The sequence below is a fragment of the Crossiella sp. CA198 genome, assembly GCF_052078295.1.
GTDB lineage: Bacteria > Actinomycetota > Actinomycetes > Mycobacteriales > Pseudonocardiaceae > Crossiella.
On record NZ_JBQJIM010000007.1, the window covers coordinates 242,319 to 261,002 of the forward strand.

General features: G+C 71.5%; 22 protein-coding genes and 1 pseudogene. 12 read left to right on the forward strand and 11 right to left on the reverse strand.

The window, feature by feature from the left end:
• Positions 1-113 precede the first annotated feature (113 nt).
• Positions 114-602, forward strand: a complete 489-nt coding sequence (locus ACTOWY_RS14080; RefSeq protein ID WP_441310060.1) for an anthrone oxygenase family protein — start codon at positions 114-116, stop codon at positions 600-602.
• A 4-nt stretch (positions 603-606) separates the two neighbouring features.
• Here ACTOWY_RS14080 and ACTOWY_RS14085 read toward each other — a convergent pair whose 3' ends face one another.
• Both ACTOWY_RS14085 and ACTOWY_RS14090 read right to left on the reverse strand, forming a co-directional pair.
• A complete protein-coding gene (locus ACTOWY_RS14085; protein WP_441310061.1) occupies positions 607-996 on the reverse strand; it encodes a lipocalin-like domain-containing protein in 390 nt (129 codons plus the stop codon).
• Positions 997-1,173: 177 nt separating this feature from the next.
• Positions 1,174-1,542 carry an ArsR/SmtB family transcription factor gene (locus tag ACTOWY_RS14090; protein WP_441310062.1) on the reverse strand — a complete coding sequence of 123 codons (369 nt, stop codon included), beginning with the start codon at positions 1,540-1,542 and terminating at the stop codon, positions 1,174-1,176.
• Positions 1,543-1,806: 264 nt separating this feature from the next.
• Between ACTOWY_RS14090 and ACTOWY_RS14095 the strand changes: the two genes are divergently transcribed.
• Positions 1,807-3,081, forward strand: coding sequence for a sodium:proton exchanger (locus tag ACTOWY_RS14095; RefSeq protein ID WP_441310063.1), 1,275 nt, complete (start codon positions 1,807-1,809; stop codon positions 3,079-3,081).
• Here ACTOWY_RS14095 and ACTOWY_RS14100 read toward each other — a convergent pair.
• From ACTOWY_RS14100 to ACTOWY_RS14110, 3 genes are all read right to left on the reverse strand, one after another.
• The gene (locus ACTOWY_RS14100; RefSeq protein WP_441310064.1) at positions 3,021-3,341 is read right to left on the reverse strand and encodes a hypothetical protein; all 321 of its coding nucleotides are present in this window, start codon (positions 3,339-3,341) and stop codon (positions 3,021-3,023) included. The two genes, ACTOWY_RS14095 and ACTOWY_RS14100, sit on opposite strands and share 61 nt — an antisense overlap.
• A 37-nt stretch (positions 3,342-3,378) precedes the next feature.
• Positions 3,379-6,201: a helix-turn-helix transcriptional regulator gene (locus ACTOWY_RS14105; RefSeq protein ID WP_441310065.1), complete on the reverse strand. Its 2,823-nt coding sequence runs from the start codon at positions 6,199-6,201 to the stop codon at positions 3,379-3,381.
• Positions 6,202-6,273: 72 nt separating this feature from the next.
• A complete protein-coding gene (locus ACTOWY_RS14110) occupies positions 6,274-7,017 on the reverse strand; it encodes a carbonic anhydrase family protein (protein ID WP_441310066.1) in 744 nt (247 codons plus the stop codon).
• A gap of 259 nt (positions 7,018-7,276) precedes the next feature.
• Between ACTOWY_RS14110 and ACTOWY_RS14115 the strand changes: the two genes are divergently transcribed.
• Positions 7,277-8,119, forward strand: a complete 843-nt coding sequence (locus tag ACTOWY_RS14115) for an SAM-dependent methyltransferase (RefSeq protein ID WP_441310067.1) — start codon at positions 7,277-7,279, stop codon at positions 8,117-8,119.
• Positions 8,120-8,136: 17 nt separating this feature from the next.
• Entirely contained in the window at positions 8,137-9,075 is a 939-nt protein-coding gene (locus ACTOWY_RS14120; protein ID WP_441310068.1) for a bifunctional alpha/beta hydrolase/OsmC family protein, read from the forward strand.
• A gap of 3 nt (positions 9,076-9,078) precedes the next feature.
• Here the strand turns inward: ACTOWY_RS14120 and ACTOWY_RS14125 are convergent, their stop codons facing one another.
• Complete coding sequence (locus ACTOWY_RS14125) at positions 9,079-9,315, reverse strand: DUF2630 family protein (protein ID WP_441310069.1); 237 nt, start codon at positions 9,313-9,315, stop codon at positions 9,079-9,081.
• A gap of 73 nt (positions 9,316-9,388) precedes the next feature.
• Positions 9,389-9,991, reverse strand: a complete 603-nt coding sequence (locus ACTOWY_RS14130; protein WP_441310070.1) for a chorismate mutase — start codon at positions 9,989-9,991, stop codon at positions 9,389-9,391.
• A 112-nt stretch (positions 9,992-10,103) separates the two neighbouring features.
• On the opposite strand from ACTOWY_RS14130, the gene ACTOWY_RS14135 reads away from it, so the two are divergent.
• The gene (locus ACTOWY_RS14135; protein ID WP_441310071.1) at positions 10,104-10,427 is read left to right on the forward strand and encodes a hypothetical protein; all 324 of its coding nucleotides are present in this window, start codon (positions 10,104-10,106) and stop codon (positions 10,425-10,427) included.
• Here the strand turns inward: ACTOWY_RS14135 and ACTOWY_RS14140 are convergent.
• Positions 10,424-11,725, reverse strand: a complete 1,302-nt coding sequence (locus ACTOWY_RS14140; RefSeq protein WP_441310072.1) for a tetratricopeptide repeat protein — start codon at positions 11,723-11,725, stop codon at positions 10,424-10,426. The two genes, ACTOWY_RS14135 and ACTOWY_RS14140, sit on opposite strands and share 4 nt — an antisense overlap.
• 76 nt (positions 11,726-11,801) lie before the next feature.
• Between ACTOWY_RS14140 and ACTOWY_RS14145 the strand changes: the two genes are divergently transcribed.
• The 4 genes and pseudogenes from ACTOWY_RS14145 (at position 11,802) to ACTOWY_RS14160 (ending at position 14,708) form a co-directional block, all read left to right on the forward strand.
• The gene (locus ACTOWY_RS14145; RefSeq protein WP_441310073.1) at positions 11,802-12,149 is read left to right on the forward strand and encodes an ArsR/SmtB family transcription factor; all 348 of its coding nucleotides are present in this window, start codon (positions 11,802-11,804) and stop codon (positions 12,147-12,149) included.
• A 241-nt stretch (positions 12,150-12,390) separates the two neighbouring features.
• A pseudogene (locus ACTOWY_RS14150) lies at positions 12,391-13,143 on the forward strand (sulfatase family protein); the annotation flags it as partial.
• Between the two features lie 397 nt (positions 13,144-13,540).
• Complete coding sequence (locus ACTOWY_RS14155; protein ID WP_441310074.1) at positions 13,541-14,026, forward strand: PAS domain-containing protein; 486 nt, start codon at positions 13,541-13,543, stop codon at positions 14,024-14,026.
• 22 nt (positions 14,027-14,048) lie between these two features.
• The gene (locus ACTOWY_RS14160; protein ID WP_441310075.1) at positions 14,049-14,708 is read left to right on the forward strand and encodes an RES family NAD+ phosphorylase; all 660 of its coding nucleotides are present in this window, start codon (positions 14,049-14,051) and stop codon (positions 14,706-14,708) included.
• A gap of 1 nt (position 14,709) precedes the next feature.
• Here ACTOWY_RS14160 and ACTOWY_RS14165 read toward each other — a convergent pair whose 3' ends face one another.
• The 3 genes from ACTOWY_RS14165 to ACTOWY_RS14175 are packed head-to-tail and all read right to left on the reverse strand — an operon-like array spanning position 14,710 to position 16,231.
• A complete protein-coding gene (locus ACTOWY_RS14165; RefSeq protein ID WP_441310076.1) occupies positions 14,710-14,919 on the reverse strand; it encodes a helix-turn-helix domain-containing protein in 210 nt (69 codons plus the stop codon).
• Entirely contained in the window at positions 14,916-15,551 is a 636-nt protein-coding gene (locus ACTOWY_RS14170) for a TetR/AcrR family transcriptional regulator (protein WP_441310077.1), read from the reverse strand. The genes ACTOWY_RS14165 and ACTOWY_RS14170 overlap by 4 nt, the downstream gene beginning before the upstream one ends.
• Before the next feature lie 41 nt (positions 15,552-15,592).
• The gene (locus ACTOWY_RS14175; protein ID WP_441310078.1) at positions 15,593-16,231 is read right to left on the reverse strand and encodes a TetR/AcrR family transcriptional regulator; all 639 of its coding nucleotides are present in this window, start codon (positions 16,229-16,231) and stop codon (positions 15,593-15,595) included.
• A 105-nt stretch (positions 16,232-16,336) separates the two neighbouring features.
• On the opposite strand from ACTOWY_RS14175, the gene ACTOWY_RS14180 reads away from it, so the two are divergent.
• Genes ACTOWY_RS14180 through ACTOWY_RS14190 form a run of 3 tightly spaced genes read left to right on the forward strand, consistent with a single transcriptional unit; the run spans position 16,337 to position 18,653 of the window.
• Positions 16,337-17,377 (forward strand): medium chain dehydrogenase/reductase family protein, encoded by a 1,041-nt coding sequence (locus tag ACTOWY_RS14180; RefSeq protein WP_441310079.1) that lies wholly within the window; start codon positions 16,337-16,339, stop codon positions 17,375-17,377.
• A gap of 5 nt (positions 17,378-17,382) precedes the next feature.
• On the forward strand, positions 17,383-18,048 hold the full coding sequence (locus ACTOWY_RS14185) for a TetR/AcrR family transcriptional regulator (RefSeq protein ID WP_441310080.1): 666 nt from the start codon (positions 17,383-17,385) through the stop codon (positions 18,046-18,048).
• Positions 18,045-18,653, forward strand: a complete 609-nt coding sequence (locus ACTOWY_RS14190) for an ABC transporter permease (RefSeq protein WP_441310081.1) — start codon at positions 18,045-18,047, stop codon at positions 18,651-18,653. Before ACTOWY_RS14185 ends, ACTOWY_RS14190 begins: the two co-directional genes overlap by 4 nt.
• Positions 18,654-18,684: the final 31 nt, after the last annotated feature.

An 18,684-nucleotide genomic window follows, 5' to 3' on the forward strand; every position in this document is an offset into this window, starting at 1 on the left:
TGGATGAGCGGGTGATGACCCAGGGTGGCGATCAGCCGAGCCGGTCGATCATCCGATGGGCGACTGATTTCCTGGTGCGGCAACGAGATCGCGGTTCCCGGTAGGTTGATCCCATGGCAGATCCCAGAGTCCTGCGCGCCACCTCCCTGCTCGCGCTGCTGTCCGGCGGCCTGCTCGCGGGCGCGTTCGGCTACGGCGCGGTCAACGTGGCCACCACCTTCAACGCCGTGCCGCTGGAGGTCCGGCTGACCTTCCACTCGGCCCTGATGCAGATGAACGGTCCGGTCATGCAGACCACCATGGCGGCGGCCGCGCTCAGCGCCCTGGCCCTGGCCGTGCTCTGCCGTGGCCTGCCCCGGGTGGTCGGCGCGCTGGCCGGACTGCTGGTGGTGGGCTCGTTCCTGGTGACCCGGTTCGGCAATGTGCCGATCAACGGGCAGATCAAGGTGTGGGCGGTGTCCGGGCCGCCCGCGGGCTATGCGGAACTGCTGTCCCAGTGGGAGACGTTCAACGTGGTCCGCACGGTGGCCGCGGTGCTCGCGTTCGCGCTCATCGGCTGGCTGGTGGTGTCCCGCCGGAGCCTGACACCCACGCCGGGCTGAGGCGTCAGGCTCGCAGCCAGCACAGCGCGGCCACCCGCGCGCGCCCGTCCACCACGTACTCCGGCGTGCTCAACGTCAGCCGGTCGCCCTCGAACTTCAGCCCGCGCCGCTGCTCCGCCCCGGTCAGCTCCGGGTGCGAGCTGATCTCCAGCTTGTGCACCACCTGGTCCCCGGCCAGCGTGTACGTGCCGGTGTAGCCGAAGTAGTAGTCCACGCCGTGGGTCTGGCCGTCGGTGCGGGCCAGGTGCACCGACATGTGCCCGCGCGCGGTGTAGAGCAGCCTGCCGTTGGGGTTGGGCCCGAACGGATCACTCAGCGTCGCGCCGGTCGCCACGTCCAGCTCGCGGTACCAGTCCAGCCGCCACCGCCCCACCAGGGACGCCTCGGTAGTCATGCCCCAGAACCTAAAGACTCGCCGGCGTGTTGGCCGTTGTCGTACCCAGTGTTGGCCGAACTGGTACCACTTGGCCCAACTGGTACGCCCACTTGGGCCAACTCGGCGTACCAGTTGGGCCAACTCGCCGTCCATAACGGCCAACACGGCGTCCGTAACGGCCAACACGGCGTGGGTTCAGGTGCGGGGTGGGTCTGGGGCCAGGGAACCGTCTGGGGCGATGTGGTCGAAGATCTGCTGGATCAGGGTGATCACGTGTGGGTCGTCCACCGTGTAGAGCTGGCGGCGGCCGTCGCGGTGGGCGGAGATGACTCCGGCCAGGCGCAGTTTGGTCAGGTGCTGGGAGGCGGTGGCGATGCCGATGCCGACCCGGCGGGCCAGCGTGCCGACGTCGTAGGGGCCGTGCGTGATCAGCCAGACCAGGTGCAGGCGGACCGGGCTGGACAGCAGGGCGAAGGTGTCGGCGCTGGCGCGCAGCTGCGCGGGGGTCGGCTCGGTGGCCTGGCCAGGGGGCGGCGGCTCGGTGGGTGCGGGCTGTGTCGGCATGGCAGGCCCATTCTTCCGCTAATGATCGCCGGTCGGCAGCCCGGCACGACAGTTCGATAGTTGCGAAGATGTCGAAATGATGAGAGGCTGGGCGCACTCCGAAGGGGAGTAGCCCGCAACTCCGTGCGTCGACATGCTGGGGACCTCGTGTCCTCCGGCGCCGGGACCGGCCCAGCCGGTGGGCGAGACCTTCGGCCAAGCAGTCATGCCTGGCCGAGCCTCCCTGGAGCCCCGGTCTGGCCGTCGCCGTCCGGAAGGAACCCCGTGTCCAGCAAGCTGGTCCGGCCGCTCGCCGTCTGCGTGGCCCTCACCCTGCCCGCGCTGACCGTCCGCTTCGGCGGCCTGCACCTGCCCCCGCTCGCGGCCCTGCTGCTCTTCGGCGCCGCGGTGGTGGCCGCCTCCTTCCTGCTGGCCTGGGCCGCCGAGGCCGCGCAGGCCGACATCTCCGGCGGGCTGGCCATCGCCATCCTGGCCGTGATCGCGGTGCTGCCCGAGTACGCCGTGGACCTGTACTTCGCCTACAGCGCGGGCACCGACCCGAGCCAGGTCGCCTACGCCGCGGCGAACATGACCGGCTCCAACCGGCTGCTGCTCGGCCTGGGCTGGTCGCTGGTGGTGCTGCTGGCCTTGGTCGTGGCCCGCCGCCGCACCGGCCGGTCCGTGCGCGAGCTGGTGCTGGGCTCGGGCTACCGGGTCGAACTGGGTTTCCTGGCCATCGCCGCGGTGGTGGCCTTCGTGATCCCGGCGACCGGCCAGATCTCGCTGCTGCTCGGCTGCGCCCTGCTCGGCCTGTTCGGCTTCTACCTGTGGAAGGTCTCCCGGTCGGAGGCGAGCGAACCGCACCTGGTCGGCCCGGCCGCGCGCATCGGCGCACTGCCCCGGCGGGCCCGGCGGAGCCTGGTGATCGGGCTGTTCGTCTTCGCCGCGGTGGTGGTGCTGGCCAGCGCCGAACCCTTCGCGCACGGCCTGATCGCCACCGGCAGGCAGCTCGGCGTGGACGAGTTCCTGCTGGTGCAGTTGCTGGCCCCGCTCGCCTCGGAATCCCCGGAGTTCATCGTGGCCATCCTGTTCGCCCTGCGCGGCCAGGGCGAGGCCGCCATCGGCACCCTCATCTCCAGCAAGGTCAACCAGTGGACCCTGCTGGTGGGCAGCCTGCCGGTGGCCTACCTGTTCGGTGGCGGCGGCGCGGGCGGGTTGCAACTGGACGCCCGCCAGATCGAGGAGTTCCTGCTCACCGCCACCCAGACCCTGCTCGGCGTCACCGCCCTGCTCGCCCTGCGCTTCCCCCGCTGGGCCGCCTGGACGCTGCTCGGGTTGTTCGCGGTGCAGTTCGCGCTGCCGGGGCAGACCGCGCGGTACGTGCTGTGCGGGGTGTACCTGGCGCTGGCGGTGCTGGCGCTGATCCGCAACCGGGCGCATCTGCTGCCGACGCTGGCCGCGCCGTTCCGGCGGCAGGTGGCCGAGCAGGCCGGCCAGGCTCAGGCCCGGACCTCGCCCACCGGCATGCTCGCCGCCGACACCTCATCCGCCCCGAGATAGTCCTCCGCGCACCGCATCCCCACCCGCGCGTCCGCCAGCATCGCCGGCCCGACCTTGTCCGCGGCGAGGCGGGCCGCCTCGCCGGGGGCGGTGTACACCGAGCCGAACGCCTGGCCCAGCAGATCGCCGCCGATGCCGGATTCGGCGCCTGCGATGGCGGACTTGTCGGCCCGCCAGCCCTCTTCCAGCGCGGAACCGCGGGCGGAGAGCGACCGCATCCCGGTGCTCACCCCGCCGGGGCGCTGGTGCGCGAAACTCATGCCGCCAGGATGCGGGGACTCCGGTGGGAGTGGGGGGTCATGGCCGGAAGCTGTCGCGGGCGAGCAGGGCGGCCAGGGCGGTGCGGGAGCTGAGGCCGAGTTTCTGGAAGATCCGGCTGAGGTGGGTTTCCACGGTGCGTTCGCTGACCACCAGCAGGGTGGCCACGGCGCGGTTGCTGTGGCCCTGGGCGACCAGGGCGGCGATCTCGGTTTCGCGAGGGGTGAGACCGAGCGGGGAGTCCTTGGTGGCGCGGGGGACGCGGCGGCCGAGGCGGCGCTGGTGGCGGAGCACGATCTCGGTGTGCCGGGTGGCGCCGCAGTCGGCGAAGACGGCGGCTGCCGTGTCCATTGTGGACAGTGCTTGGTCGCGGTCGCCGAGGGTGGCGTGCAGTTGGCCGCACAGCAGGGTGGCTCTGGCCGATTGCACGGGGAAGCCCGCGGTGGCGAAGGCGGCGGCGGCTTGTTCGGCGAGGGCGCGGGCGTGGGCGGGGTCAGGGGTGCGGGACTCGGCGTAGGCCCTGGCCAGGGTGGCGGCCGCGGTGCTCCACGGGAGTTGGGGCTGTACCAGGGATTCCGCGCGGGTGGCCCAGTCCGCGGCTTCGGCTGGGCGGTCGGCGTCGGTGGCGATGTGGGCCAGTTCCAGGTAGGTCAGCACCCGGGCCCGGTGCAGGGTGCCGGGGAGGTCGGGGCCGCCCAGGCGGTCGATGGTCTCGGCCAGTGGGGCGTCCAGGCCGAGGCGGGCGCGGACCAGGTCGCGGAGCAGGGACAGGTGCGGTGCTAGGGGGTGCCAGCTCGCGCAGGACAGGGCGGCGACCTCGCGGCCTGCTCGTTCGGCCGCGTCCAGGTCCAGGCAGTACAGGGCGACGGCTGCCCGCGCGCACAACACGTTGACCAGCAACGGTTCGATGCCGGTCAGGCGGGCGGCGTCGAGGGCCTCCTCGGCCTGGGCGGTGGCCTCGGCCATGCGGCCGGCGTGGGCCAGCACGGTGGCGGTGGTGCCGAGCACCTCGCCGCCAAAAGTGAGGTGGCCCAGGCGTTCGGACATCCGGCGGACCTGGCCGAGCCTGCGTAACGTCTCGCCGAGGCGCAGGTGGCAGATGGCCTCGACCAGCGGGGTGATGTGGGTGAAACCCAGGTGGGCCAGGTGTTGTGGCTCGTCCAGGCCCTCGTAGACGGCCACCGCCTCGTCCATGGCCGCGACCGCTTCCGGGACCCGGCCGAGTTCCGGGTAGGACCAGGCGATCATGGCCAAGGCGATGCAGCGCAACGGGTCGGGCAGGGTCAGGCGGAGTGCGGCGGTGGCGGCTTCGGCGGCCTCGGGGAAGCGGGCGTCCAGGACCTGGGACAGGGACAGGTGCAGCCACAGGGTCGCGGTGTCGGCGTCCGCGCGGGGATAGTCCCTGGCCAGTTCCTCGCGCAGCAGGCGGCGGCCTTCCTCGGGGTGGCACAGCAGCCGGCTGGTGGTGGCGCACAGCACCACCGCCTGGTGGCGCAGGTGTGGCTGACCGGTGGGGGCGGCATCCAGTTGTCCGCGCAGGATGTCCCAGCATTCCCGGTAGTCCCCGCGCAGCATCAGGGCGTGCGCGAGTTCCAGGCGTAGGTCCCGGCCCAGGTCGTCGGCGGGGGTGGGGTGGCCGTGCAGGGCGACGCGCAGCCAGCTCACCGCGGTGGCGGGGGCCTGGGCCAGGGCCAGCCGGGCGGCCGCGCGCAGCAGGTCGACGGCCGCGGTGTCGCCGACCGCGGCCGAGCGGGCGATGTGCGGGGCGATGGTGGTCAGCGCGGCCCCGCGTTCGGTCAGCAACGCGGCGGCGCGGCCGTGCGCGGCGGCCCGCCAGAGCGGGGTGGCGGAGTGGTAGACGGCGTTGCGCAGCAACGGATGGCGGAAGGTGACCCGCTGGCCGGCGCCGGTGCCGCGGAGCAGGTCGGCCTCGAACAGCTCCTCGGCGGCGGCGTGCGTTTCCGGCAGGCTCAGGCCGGCCGCCGCGGCCACCAGCTCCGGATCGACCTGATCGCCGATCACCGCGGCGGCCTGGGCGACCAGGCGGGCGGCGGGAGCGAGCCGGGCGAACTCGCCGCGCAGCAACGCGGCCACCCCCGGCGGGACCTCCGCGCCTTGTTCGGCCGGTGCGGCCAGTTCGCCGCCGTGCGCCAGGACCTGGAGGTAGAGCGGGTTGCCGCCGGCGAGGTCGTAGAGCCGCCTGCGTTCGGGGTGGGCGGGCAGCAGCTGCTGGGCCGCGGCGAAGTCCAGCGGTGCCAGCTCGATCCGGTGCCGGGTGGCGTAGGCCGGGCCTGCGAGCACCGCGGCGAGTTTGTCCGGCAGCTGCCGGGGCCGGTGCGCGAGCAGGAGCAGCAACCTGCTCGCGGGTGGGCGGCGCAGCAGGTGGGCGAGCAGTTCCGCGGTGGACTCATCCGCCCAGTGCAGATCGTCCAGGGCCAGCACCAGCCCGGTCGGTCCGGCCAGCGCGTCCAGCGCGGCGGCCACCGCGCGGTGCAGCAGGTACCGCTCGGCGGCCTGTGGTGGCGGGCCCGGCGGGACCCGTTCGGCCAGGCCGGGGAAGGCGGTGGCCAGCCAGCGCAGGTGGCCGGGGCCCAGTGCCGCGGCCCGCTGCTCGGACAGCGCGGCCAGGTGGTGGTCCAGGGCGTCCAGGAAGACCCCGAAGGGCAGATCGCGCTCGAACTCCCCGGCCCGGCCGGCCAGCACGGTCAGTCCGCGTCCGGCCGCGTGCTCGCCGATCTCGTGCAGCAGCCGGGATTTGCCGATGCCCGGCTCGCCCACGATCTCCACCGGCGTCGGTCCGGCAGGCAGCGGGTCCAGCAGCAGATCGAGCTGGGCCAGTTCACGCTGACGGCCGACGAACATCCGGTCAGTGGAGCACAGAGTGAGCCCGGCGGGGGGTTGAACCCGCCGGGCTCACCTGGTTGACGGAACCGGTCAGATCAGGCCGACCTCGGTGAAGTGACGGCCGTTGAGCGGCTGCACGGCCCGCGAGTTGCCGTGGCTGAACAGGCCCTGGAACCGGGACAGGGTGGCCTGGCTGACGGTCTTCTCCGCGGCCAGGTACCACTGCACGTCCTCGCTGAAGGGGTACGTGGTCAGCGAACCCCGGTAGCGCAGCGTGTGCGTGTTGTGCGGCAGCAGGCTGTTCAGGTTGATGCTGTGAATGTGCACCGGCTGTCCGCATTCGGGCGCGAGCTTGGCCAGCACGGTGTCCACCACGGAATGCTCGCCTGCCCGCAGCGGAACACCGACCACCAGCAGTTTGCCGGCCGCGCTGCGGTGCACCAGGTGCATTTCCAGCGGGTACTGCCGACCGGCGAAGCGATGCTCAGCCGGGGTGTGGAAATGGAACTGGATAAGGTCAAAACGGACACCACCCGCGGTGACGAAACCGGAGCCGGGTTTGACCTCGGCCTCCTCGGCCTCCTCGGTCTCCTCGTGGTCGCGGACCTGGCAGCCGTTCGGATTGGCCGCGTCCTTGCGAATGTACTTTAACTCCAGTTCGGAGTGACCGTAGGTCACGTCCAGTTTCGGGTGCGTCGGATCGATCTGGACCGCTTCCGGCACCACGTTGACCGGGCTCTGCGCCGGCAACTTGGACTGGGCGACCGGGCTGACCACGATGGCGGCGACGGCTACCAGTGGCAGCACAACGGAAAGTGATCGCTTGAGGCTCACGAAGAGGCCTTTCGGGATAAAAAGCTAATGGCGGGGATGAAACGGATGAACGTCTCCAGTCAAGACCCCAGGCCCGGTATCCGGCATCGTTCGTTTGAATACTTCGAAATGATCCGCATCACCACAAAGGGCCTTTTGGTCTATCGTGTTATAACCCGAACGGCCTAATCAATCGGGCCCGGTTCAGAATGGTGAACTCCAGGCCGGGCTTGACCGGGTGGAAGTCGGTCCGGTACTCAGGTTCACCTGGGAGGTGGCCATGGTGATCCGGGGTGCCAGTGGGGTTACGGCCGAGACGGTGGGCGCGTACTACGACCAGATCACCGAGTTCGTCACCGGTGACCTGGGCGGCAGTCTGCACATCGGGTACTGGAAGGACCTGCCACCTGGCAGTTCGGTGCGCGACGCGTCCCGGCGGATGACCGCGCTGATGATCGACAAGCTCGCGGTGCGGCCTGGTCAGCGGGTGCTGGACATCGGCTGCGGCACCGGCCGTCCCGCGGTGGACCTGGCCCAGACCGCAGGGGTCGAGGTGGTCGGGGTCAACGTGAGCAGGCTGCAGCTGGACCGGGCCGGGCAGCTCGCCGCGGAGGAGGGTTTGGCCGATCGGGTGCGGTTCCAGTTCGCCGACGCGATGGACCTGCCGTTCGAGCCGGGTTCCTTCGACGGGGTGTGGCTGTTCGAGTCGCTGTTCCACATGCCGGACCAGCGCCAGGTGCTGCGCCAGATCGCCGAGGTGCTGCGGCCCGGCGGCCGGCTGGTGATCGCGGACCTGGTCCAGCTGGTGCCGCTGACCGACGAGCAGAACGCGGTGCTCCAGTCCTGCTGGACCTCGGGCAACGTGGCCGCCATCCACCCGGTGGAGAACTACCCGGCGCTGCTGGCCGAGTGCGGGCTGACCTTCGCCGAGCTGACCGATATCTCCGATGAGTCGCTGCGGCAGACCTTCCGCGCGCTGCAGGAGGAGAACGCGGACTGGTTCGAGGGCATGGACCCCGAGGACCTGCCGGTGGACTACGGCGCGGACGTGGACAACGGCATGGCGCGGCTCGCGGTGACCCCGGAGATCGGCTACGCCATCGTGGTGGCTACCAAGCGCTGAACACTAAGGTTCGGTGCGTGACCACGCAGACTGGCCTGCCGCACGCTCACGCCCTGTTCGCGCACAACCTGCCCGCTCCGGCGGCGGCCGCGATCAGCCGGGCCCTGGCGGCCACGGGTCTAGCCGTGCACCAGTTGGAGGCCAGTGCGGCCGCCGCGGACGAGCTGATCCGGCTGGCCGAACACCTGCCTGGGCCGCTGCTGTTGCTCGGGCACGGGATCGGCGGCACGGCGGTGCTGCTGGCCGCCCCGCACCTGCCGGCCACCGCCGCGATCGCCACCCTGGCCGCGATCGCGCCGGGGGAGCTGCCCGCGAAACTGGGCGCGCCACTGCTGATCCTGCACTCGCCGACCGACAACGCGGTGGGTGTGGACCACGCCCGCCGGATCTTCCAGGCGGCCCGGCACCCCAAGTCCTTCCTCGCCCTCGACGGCGCCGACCACGAGCTGAGCACCCCCGGCGACGCTAACTACGCGGGCACGCTGATCGCCACCTGGGCGGCCCGGCACCTGCCCGAGCCCGCCGCCGAACCCGAGGGCCACGTGCTGGTCACCGAGAACGGCACCGGGTCCTACGGCCAGACCATCTCCGTCGGCCGCCACCTGATCGCGGCCGACGAGCCGCGCCCGCTGGGCGAGGACAGCGGCCTGTCCCCGTACGACCTGCTGCTGGCCGGGCTGGGCGCGTGCACCTCGATGACGCTGCGGATGTACGCCGAGGGCAAGGGTTGGCCGCTGGAGCGGGTCAGCGTGGCGCTGCGGCATTCCCGGGTGCACGCCAGGGACTGCGCGGACTGCGAGACCAAGGACGGCAGGCTGGACCGGATCGAGCGGTCCATCCGGATCACCGGTCAGCTGGACGCGGCGCAGCGGGCGCGGCTGATGGAGATCGCGGACCGCTGCCCGGTGCACCGCACCCTGCACTCGGAGATCATCATCGACACGGCGGCGTACTGAGCTTTACTGGAGGTAGCCCTGCACCTCACCGGCGGTGCGGGTGGTGGCGTCCGCGGGGTCCTGGCCGAACTCCGCCGCCGCCCGCCGCTGCCGCAGCAGGTCCCAGCACTGGTCGAGCTGCTGTTCCAGGGACTTCAGCCGGGTGCGGTCGGCCTCGGTCAGGCCGGTGCCGTGTGAGCGCAACTCGCGCTCCTCGGCGACCAGCTCGTCGATGGTGCCGAGAATGTCCTTGTCCGCCATGGTCAGCTCCTCTCCCGCGCACTCACGGCTGAGCGTAGTCCGGTGTGGACCGCGGCGCCGGATCGCGGGCAGGTCAGCAGATCGACCCGACGCCGGTGTCCAGGGCCCGCCGGTGCAGCCGGTCCAGCCGGTGCTGGGCCGCGCCGACGTGCTGGGCGACCAGGAGTTGCACCTGGCAGCCGATTCCCGGCTTGCGGATGTCCTTTGTGGACACCAGTTCGGCCAGCAGCTTGGTGGCCAGTTCGTCCAAGCGCTGGCGGATCAGGTTGAGGTCGGGGCGGGTGGTCGGGGCCTGGTCCGGATGCCGGGTCCAGCGGTCGAACAGCCCGCGCTGCACGATCTTGTTGGCGGTGATCTGGTCCCGGAAGAAGCGGACCGTGGCCTCGGGATCCAGCCCGAGCGGACCCGCCTGCGCCCGCACCGCGTCCAGGACCTGCTGCTCGCGCACCGGGTCGTCGATCGGTTTGCCGGTGCCGAATTTCGACGCGGCCACCAGATCGCCGACCAGCAGGCGCTGGATGACCAGGTCGGCGAGCGGGCCGAGACGGCGGAGTTCCTGGGTCTCGACCGTGCTGGTCACCGGTGGCGCGGTGCTGACCGCCAGGGCGGCCGGGCCGCCGAGGGTGAGCGCGCCCAGCATGATCGAGGCCAGCAGGGCGAAACGGCGCAGGAACATCGGCAACCTCCGGATCAGGACCCGCCGTCCAGCCTAGACCTCACGTCAGTTCGAGCCCGCCGTCGACGGTGAGCACCTGCCCGGTGACCCAGGTGACCGCCGGATCGCCCAGGTGCAGCAGCCAGAGCGCGACCTCCGCCGGCCTGCCGCGGCGGCCCAGTGGACCCGGGCGGCCTCGGCCTGCTTGATCTGCTCGACCACCTCGGCGGGCAGTCCGGACACGGCCAGGGCCTCGGACTCGGTCGGGCCCGGCGCGACCGCGTTGACCCGCACCCGCTCGGCGGCCAGTTCCAGGGCCCAGCTGCGGCAGTGCGGCGGCGGCGAGCAGGACCGGCGCGGTCACGTTGAGCGCGAACTGGTCGTTGACCGTCTTGGCGGTGATCTCGGCCGGTGCAGGACGTCCGGCGCCCAGATACCGCCGAGCCGACCCGGCTAGGACTCGTGCTGCTGAAGGACCGCCACCGCGTCCTTGATCCGGCCGAGGTCGATGAGGTGGCCCGCCAGCACCTCGGAGTTGGCGGGGGCGTGCGCTGCCAGGACCGCGACCGCCTCCTCGGTCCGGCCGGCCTCGGCGAGCAGGTCGGAAATGGTCCAGGCCGCGGACGGGGTGTCGCCCTCGGGGTGCGCCCGCGCCTGCTCGATCGCTTCATCGAGTAGGCCGCGGTCGGCCATGAGCTGAAGCCGGATCCTGAACAAATCCCAGTCCTCCTCGCCGTCGTGGCGCGCCTTGAGGATGTCGAGGTAGGCCAGGCCGTCCCTGGCGCGGCCCTGGCCGGCGTACTGGGTGCACAGCAGCTCGACGATCCAGTCCTCCGCGCCACCGGGAGAGTCCGCGAGCAGGCGCAGCACCTCGATCGCCTCCTCGCCCCGGCCATGCCGGATCAGGAGCTGCGCCAGTTGGACCGAACCGAGACACTGACGGGCCGGTGAGTCGCCCGGCTGCCGGTACACGGCGATCGCGCCGTCCACGTCACCGCGTTCTTCCAGCACCTCGGCCAGGCGCCGCATGGCGTGCCCGTGGTGCTCCGACGCCGTGTACGCACGCAGTTCCTCCAGCCGGTCATGCCTGGCCAGCAGGTCGGCCAACTGGTCATGGTTCCCGCCGGGGAAGTGCCGGGTGTGCAGCAGGGCGATCGCTTCGTCGACGCGGCCCTGGCGCTCGCGGATCGTGGCGAGCAGGCCGAGTGCCGTGCCCTGGTCGAGACCGCGGCAGCACCAAGGACCGTCGCATCGGTGCTGGGCCGGGATCCGCGCGGCCAGTTGCGCGGCGATGTCCTCGTCCCGCCCCGCCCCCTCGGCAACCTCGACCAGGGCGGCGGCCAGGGCCCAGTCGTCGATTCCGGTGCCCAGCAACACCAGCGCCTCCTCCTGGTGTCCGTGCCGGGCCAGCAACCGCCCGAAAAACTCCAGCGAGCGCCCTACGGTCCTGGTGTACGGCCGGATCAGCGCGATCGCCTCCTCGGCCCGCCCCCAGCTCTCCAGTAGTTCCGCCTGGGCTTGGGCGGCCGGCCACCAGTCCGTGGCGACGTAGGGAGCGAGCACCTCCAGCGCCTCGGCCTGCCGCCCTTGGTCACCGAGCAGCCGTGCCCACTCCCGCGCGCAGAACCAGTCCCCACGGCCTGCCTGGAACTCCACCTCTTTCCCATGGCCGAGTTCAAGAAGCCGGGAGACCAGCAGCGGAGGAATCCAGCCGGACCGGGTGCGGGCCCGGCGGTCAAGATCAGCGGCATCCATGCCTGCGCACCCTAGCCACCACGCCGCGCCCGCGAGTTCGACGTTCATAGAACATCGAAAAAGTTATCATGGTCCGGTGAAGGACGTCCGGCACCCAGACACCGCCGAGCTGACCCTGATCGGGGTCATGTCCGCGCTCAGCGATCCGATCCGGGTCGGCCTGGTGCGGGTGCTCGGCGACGGCGCGGAACGCGGCTGGGGCGAATTGCGTGCCCCGGTGGCCAAATCCACGCTCAGTCACCACCTGCGGGTGCTGCGCGACGCTGGCGTCACCTGGACCCGCCAGGAGGGCACCCGCTGCTTCGTCAACCTGCGCCGCGCCGACCTGGAATCCCGGTTCCCCGGGCTGCTGGACGCGGTGCTGGACGCGGCTGAGGGCGACGATGTGGGCCGGCAGGTCGAACTGAGACCGGAATCGCAGTAACCCGGGTCACATCCTGGGACGGGCTGCCGCTCGCGGAAACCGGTCCCTAGCGTCGGATCCGTGACGCGGGAACCGGGAAACCTCAGCAGGCGACAGCTCGGCGGACTGCTTGGCGCGGGCGCGCTGACCGCCGTCACACCCAGCGCGGCCACCGCCGCCGAAGAGCCGTTCCGGCCGCTGGGCAACGGAAAACCACCGCGCCCCAACCTGTTGGTCATCCTCGCCGACGACCTCGGCTGGGGCCACCGAGTTCCTTGGCCGGGAACACCGGAAACCCTGGCTGCTCAACCTGAACTACACCACCCCGCACTGGCCGTGGGAAGGCCCGGGGGACAAGGAGATCAGCGACGAACTCACCGCGCGGATCAAGGCGGGGGAGAAGGGCGTGCTGCAACACCGCGACGGCGGATCCCTTGCCACGTACCGGGAAATGGTGGAGGACCTGGACCACGCGATCGGTCAGGTGCTCAATGCCTTGCGCCGCAACGGTGCGCTGCACAACACGCTGGTGTTCTTCGCCAGTGACAACGGCGGCGAGCGCTTCTCCAGCACCTGGCCGTTCGCCGGGGCCAAGGGTCAGGTCGCCGAGGGCGGGCTGCGGGTGCCGACCCTGCTGAGTTGGCCGGGACAACTCCGCCCGCGGCAGGTCGAGCACACCTCGGTGCTCACCATGGACTGGACCGCGACCTTCCTCGAACTCGCCCGCGCCACCCCGTCCCCGGCACACCCCCTGGACGGGGTCAGCCTGGCCGGGCACCTGTTCCGCGGCACGCCGGTGCCGCGGCGAGACCTGTTCTGGCGGCTGAAAGGCCAGCGCGCGTTGCGCAGGGGCGACCTGAAATACGTTCGCAACGGGACCGCGGAAAGCCTGTTCGACCTGACCGCCGATGTCCGGGAACAGGCGAACCTGGCGAAGAAACGACCGGCCGACCTGGCCGCGTTGCGGACGGCCTGGGAGGGGATCGACGCCACCCTGGTGCCCTCCGCGACCTAGGCGGCCCGTACCCCGCCGGCGTGTTGGCCGTTGTCGTACATGGTGTTGGTCGAACTGGTACGCCTTTCGGCCAACTCGCCGTCCGCAACGGCCAACTCGCCGTCCGCAACGGCCAACTCGCCGTCCATAACGGCCAACACGGCCAGTCCGTCGCCGTCGTCCCGGTTTCCTGGTGGAACGGGCTGGGGCTGGTGGAGCGGATCGCCTGCCGGGACAGCTCGGCCTGACCCGCCGCCGGACCGTCCGGAGATCAACCGGCCGGTCCGGTGATCCGGCCATCCCGGTGAACTCCCCGCGCGAATCGACCGGCGCGCCATCCGGTGCGGCATGCTGGAACTGGTTGCAGATTGGACAATCTCCGCCGCCGCGAACCAGCGTTGCTGGAAAGGACACCAAGATGGACCTGATCGACAAGATCACCCGCGGTGAACTGGACGGCCTGAAGTTCCAGGGCGCCCTGGAGTCCGGCAAACTGGCCCCCGAGGGCCTGCTCGCGGACCAGAAGGCCATTGACGACATCCCGGTCGGCATCTACGTGCTGGAGACCGACGGCACCCTGATCACCTGCAACCAGGCCGCCATCGCGGCCTGGGGCCGCACCCCCGAACTGGGCACCTCGGAGAAGTACTGCGGCGCGTTCCGGCTGCGTTACCCCTCCGGCGAGGTGATGCCGCACAACCACGCCCCGCCCGCCGTGGTGACCAACAACGGCGGCACCGTGCGCGATGCCGACGTGATCTGCGAACAGCCCGACGGCACCCGGTTGCTGGCGCTGGTCAACGTCTTCCCGATCCGCGATGAGTCGGACACGGTGGTCGGCGCGGTCAACATCTTCCGGCACAACACCGACAAGAAGGTCCCCGGCCTGGTGGCCGAGGCCTGATCTTGCGAGACTGGGCAGCACGATGACGCGCCTGCCCGCACCACCGGCGCCCACCGTGCTGGCCCAGTCGATCGAGCCCGCGGACCTGATCGCGGTCGGCTCCTCGACCCGGCTGGTGCGGATCTTCGCCGCGGGCGGGCGGCATCCCCAGCGCTGGAACGGTTTCCGCACCGTCGGCCCACTCCCGCACGCCTACTTCGACCCGCACCCGCTGGCCGAGGACGGCTCGCTCACCAGGGACAACGACCAGGGCGTGCTGTACTTCTCGCTGTCCACCCGGACCTCGGTGGCCGAGGTCTTCCAGGACACCGCCACCGTCGACCGGCACGCCAACGCCCGCCACCTGGTCATCCTGCGCCCGCGCCGCCCACTGCGCCTGCTCGACCTGACCAGCCGCTGGCCGATCAAGGTCGGCGCCTCCGCCGCGATCTGGTCCGACACCACCGACCGCACCCAGGCCTGGGCCCGCGCCATCCGCGCGGCCGACCCGGACCTGGACGGCCTCTGGTACCAGTCCGCGGTGGACTCGGGTGCGCCCGCGATCTGCCTGTGGGACCCACCGGCGGCCTCAGCCCTGCCTCGCAAGCCGGATGTGCTGCTGCCACTGGAACATTCGGGCCTGGAACTGTCCCTTGGCCGGGCCTGCGCCGACCTCGGCTACACCCTCGCCGCCGCGTCCTGATTCAGGCCTCGAACCCCAGCGCCCGCATGTACACCGCGAACGGCTCCCGGGCCGGGATGACCCTGGCCGCCTCGAACTCCAGCACGTCCATGGTGCGCACGCCGGTGCGGCTGGCCAGCTCGGCGGCGGAAACCCCCTGCATGTCGCGGGCCTCGCGGAGCACCTTGGCCAGGTCCTCGGCGTCTTCCCGCGGGGTGAACGGATTCGTCATCGCTGCTCCTTGATTCGTCGCCGCGGCGCCGCCACGGCGTGTTCGCACAGGGTCACCAGTTCACGGGTGTAGCCGGTCAGGTCCGCCGCCGGCTGGGTCAGCAGGTGTTGCAGCGCGCCGGAGAGCAGCTGCCGGATGATCACCGCGACGGTGCCGGGGTCAAACTCGCGGAACTCGCCCGCGCGCTGCCCGCGGACCAGCACCTCGGCCAGCCCGGCCAGTTCGGCGGCGTTGCGTGGCCCGGCCCACCGGCTCAGCGCCTCGGGGTGGCCCTGCAGGATCCGCACCAGTGCCAGCAGGTGGCCGCGGTGGGTGTCGTAGAAGGCGAGGCTGCCTTCGAGGTAGCCGCGCAGGGCCGACCAGGCGGAGGTGGCCGCCGCGCTGTTCGGGCGCACCACCTCGCCGCCGACGCGGTAGACCTCGGCCACCACTTGGCCGATCAGGTCGTCCTTGTTCGCGAAGTGGTAGGAGATCAGCCCAGGGCTGCTCAGCCCGGCCCGGCGGGCGATCTGGGCGAAGGAGGCCTTGGCGTAGCCGAGTTCGGCGATGGTCTCGATCGCGGCGGCGACGATCTGCTTCCGGCGTGCGGCCTCGGTGAAGGTCAGGTCGGCCGACCCCGGTTTAGGTTGCACGACCTAATCCTAGGTCACTCATCAAGAGCGCGGTGATCCGGCTACGCGCGCAGGTGCGCCAGCGCGGTGATCATGCGTTCGGCGAGGTCGGCGGGCCAGGGGAAGACCACGGTGACCGCCCGCTGGTGCGCGAGTCCGTGCAGGCCCAGCCACAGCGCGACCGAGTCGGCGAACGGGTCGGTGCTGGTGGCCAGATCCGCCGCGACGCAGTCGGCCAGGGCCTCGGCGAGCAGGGCCAGGCTGCCCTGGCCGAGCGCGGTCATATCGCTCTCGGTCAGCACGCTGTTGTCCAGATCGGGCATCCACAGCCCGCCGAACATGGTGCGGTACCGCCCGGGGTGCAGCTGGGCGAACCCCAGGTAGGTCATACAGACGGCGAAGAGACGGGTCCGGGGCTCGTCGACGGCGTCCCTGGCCACGCGCAGTTGCTCCTCCAGTTCGTCGAAGGCCTGCTGCACCACGGCCAGCATGATGCTCGGCTGATCCGGGAAGTGGCGGTAGATCGACGGGGCGGCGATGCCGACCTGGCGGGCCACCGCGCGCAGGGTCACCGCGCTCTCGTCGCCGGTCTCGTCCAGCAGCGCGACCGCCGCGGCCACGATCTCCTCACGCAGGCGGGCGCCCTCGCCGCGACGGTTGCGGGCACGGGCGGGCCTGGGTGCGTCCCTGTCGTCGTCCATGGCTGTGAGCTTACAAGAAAAACTTACAGGTGTTAGCTCTTGCGCTCGCTAAGTGAACGTGCGTAGCCTTACGGTCGTAAGTTCAAGCGCCGAAGGAGAGCCCAGATGAGCACCAGCACCGTCACCACCAGCGCCACCGAGGTCGTGCTGCCCGCAAAGGTCGAGGTCGACGGCCTCCAGGTGCGCGTCCGGGAGCTGCCCGCGCCGGCCGCCGGCCAGGTCGTGCTGCGGATGGACGCCACCGGGGTGTCCTTCGCCGAACAGCAGATGCGCCGGGGCAAGTACTACGACCAGCCCGCGTTCCCCTTCGTGCCCGGCTACGACGTGGTCGGCACGGTCACCGCGGTCGGACCGCGGGTGGACGCCAAGCTGGTCGGCCGCCGCTTCGCCGCGGTGACCAAGATCGGCGGCTGGGCCAGCTCGCTGGTCCTGGACGCCGCCGACCTGGTGCCGGTGCCGGACGGAGTCGACCCGGCCGAGGCGGAAACGCTGGTGGTCAACGGGATCACCGCCTGGCAGATGTTGCACCGCACCGCCGGGGTGGCCAGGGGCGGGACCATCGTGGTGCTCGGCGCCAACGGCGGCGTCGGATCCACCCTCGTGCAGCTGGCCCGGCACGCCGGGATCACGGTGATCGGCACCGCCGCCGCGCGGCACCACGACTCGGTGCGCGAACTGGGCGCCATCCCGGTCGACTACCGCGACCCCGACCTGTACCGCCAGATCCGCGAGATCGCACCGCAGGGCGTGGACGCGGTGTTCGACCACGTCGGCGGCGCCGGGCTGCACGAGTCCTGGGGACTGCTGCGCCGCGGCGGCACCCTGGTCTCCTACGGCACCGCGGCCACCAAGGACGAGGACGGAAACTCCCGGCTGCCGGTGCTGAAGTCCTTCGGGCGCCTGCTGATGTGGCACCTGCTGCCCAACGGCAAGAGCGCGAAGTTCTACAACTTCTGGGCGGGCAAGCGCAGCCTGGCCATCTTCCGCGCCCGGCTGGCCGAAGACCTCACCCAGGTGCTGCGACTCCTGGACGAGGGCGTGCTCACCGCGCAGATCGCCGCGAAGTTCCCGCTGGCCGAGGCCGGTGCGGCGCTGGCCCTCGCCGAATCGCGCACCGTGCTGGGCAAAGTCGTCATCGTCGGATAGCGGCCATGCCCACCGCAGGCGGCGAACCGCGTTGCCACGCCAGGAACCGCCGCGGTGCGGGCGCCCTGCTTCGCACCGAGATCCTGGCCTCCGCCACCGCACTGATCGAGGCCGGTGGCGACGAACGGGCGGTCACCCTGCGGGCCGTGGCCCGGCGCGCGGGCATCGCCGCCCCGTCGATCTACCCGCACTTCCCCGACCAGCCCACCCTGATGCTCGCGGTGGTGCGCCAGGCCTTCGCCGACCTGGCCTGCCGACTCCGGGCCGCCACCGAGCAGGCGGGCGAGGACCCCCGGCACCGGCTGCGCGCGGTCTGCGCGGCCTACCTGGGCTTCGCCCGCGACCACCCCGAGCGCTACCGCCTCATGTTCGACGGCGCGTGGAAACCGGTGGTCGGCCGCGGCGGCCTCACCACCGACCTGCTGACCGCCCTCGGCGCGGAAGCACTGGGCATCCTGACCCGCATCCTGCGGGACTGCGTCACCGCGGGCCACTGCACCAGCCAGGCCCCGGAGACCGACGCGGTCGCGCTGTGGCTGGGCCTGCACGGCCTGGCCCACCAGCGCGCCGTGCGCACCCCCTTCCCGTGGCCCGCCGACATCACCCAGCGCATCGCCATTCCCCTGTCCCACCTCTGTTCCGCCCCCACTCCGGAAAGGCCCCAGCCATGACCACCGCCACCCGCCCGGCCCCGATGATCGCCCGCGGCACCGCCCGCCCCGGCGAGATCGACAGCCGCCCCGTCTACGTCGGCTTCGGACTCGCCTACCTCCTCGGCCACGGCGCCGCGGCCCTGAGCCGGGGCGAAACCCCGCTGCTCGCCCTGCCCGGCTGGCTGCCGATGATCCTGCTGCTCGGCGGATTCCTGGTGGGCACCGTGCTGGCCATCGCCGCCGCACTGCGCGCCCAGAAGAGCCTCAGTGGCCGGGAGTTGTTGTCGCACAAGCTGATCGGCGGAGCCTGGGTGGTCGGCATGGGCGGCCTGTTCCTGCTCATCTCCAGCCTGCACACGCTGCCGGACATGCCGAACGTGCAGTCGCTGCTCTGGCCGGCGGGCGCCGGTTTTGTGGTCGGCCTGCTGTACCTGGGCGAGGGCGCCGTGCGCGGCAACCCGCTGCACTACCTGCTGGGCGCCTACCTCGCGCTGCTCTCCGCGGGCTCGCTGTTCCTCGGCAGCCCCGCCCTGTTCTGGGCCCTGGCCATCGCCGGCGCGGGCGGCTTCCTGGTCGCCACCGTCCTGGAACACCGCCGCCTGGCCGCCTCCTTCACCCGCTGAATCCGGCAAACCCACTGCGACACAAGGAGAA

Coding starts and splice junctions, on each gene's coding strand:
- ACTOWY_RS14080 (WP_441310060.1), top strand. CDS start 114: ATGGCAGATCCCAGAGTCCTGCGCGCCACCTCCCTGCTCGCGCTGCTG.
- ACTOWY_RS14085 (WP_441310061.1), bottom strand. CDS start 996: ATGACTACCGAGGCGTCCCTGGTGGGGCGGTGGCGGCTGGACTGGTAC.
- ACTOWY_RS14090 (WP_441310062.1), bottom strand. CDS start 1,542: ATGCCGACACAGCCCGCACCCACCGAGCCGCCGCCCCCTGGCCAGGCC.
- ACTOWY_RS14100 (WP_441310064.1), bottom strand. CDS start 3,341: ATGAGTTTCGCGCACCAGCGCCCCGGCGGGGTGAGCACCGGGATGCGG.
- ACTOWY_RS14105 (WP_441310065.1), bottom strand. CDS start 6,201: ATGTTCGTCGGCCGTCAGCGTGAACTGGCCCAGCTCGATCTGCTGCTG.
- ACTOWY_RS14115 (WP_441310067.1), top strand. CDS start 7,277: ATGGTGATCCGGGGTGCCAGTGGGGTTACGGCCGAGACGGTGGGCGCG.
- ACTOWY_RS14125 (WP_441310069.1), bottom strand. CDS start 9,315: ATGGCGGACAAGGACATTCTCGGCACCATCGACGAGCTGGTCGCCGAG.
- ACTOWY_RS14130 (WP_441310070.1), bottom strand. CDS start 9,991: ATGTTCCTGCGCCGTTTCGCCCTGCTGGCCTCGATCATGCTGGGCGCG.
- ACTOWY_RS14140 (WP_441310072.1), bottom strand. CDS start 11,725: ATGGATGCCGCTGATCTTGACCGCCGGGCCCGCACCCGGTCCGGCTGG.
- ACTOWY_RS14155 (WP_441310074.1), top strand. CDS start 13,541: ATGGACCTGATCGACAAGATCACCCGCGGTGAACTGGACGGCCTGAAG.
- ACTOWY_RS14160 (WP_441310075.1), top strand. CDS start 14,049: ATGACGCGCCTGCCCGCACCACCGGCGCCCACCGTGCTGGCCCAGTCG.
- ACTOWY_RS14165 (WP_441310076.1), bottom strand. CDS start 14,919: ATGACGAATCCGTTCACCCCGCGGGAAGACGCCGAGGACCTGGCCAAG.
- ACTOWY_RS14175 (WP_441310078.1), bottom strand. CDS start 16,231: ATGGACGACGACAGGGACGCACCCAGGCCCGCCCGTGCCCGCAACCGT.
- ACTOWY_RS14180 (WP_441310079.1), top strand. CDS start 16,337: ATGAGCACCAGCACCGTCACCACCAGCGCCACCGAGGTCGTGCTGCCC.
- ACTOWY_RS14185 (WP_441310080.1), top strand. CDS start 17,383: ATGCCCACCGCAGGCGGCGAACCGCGTTGCCACGCCAGGAACCGCCGC.
- ACTOWY_RS14190 (WP_441310081.1), top strand. CDS start 18,045: ATGACCACCGCCACCCGCCCGGCCCCGATGATCGCCCGCGGCACCGCC.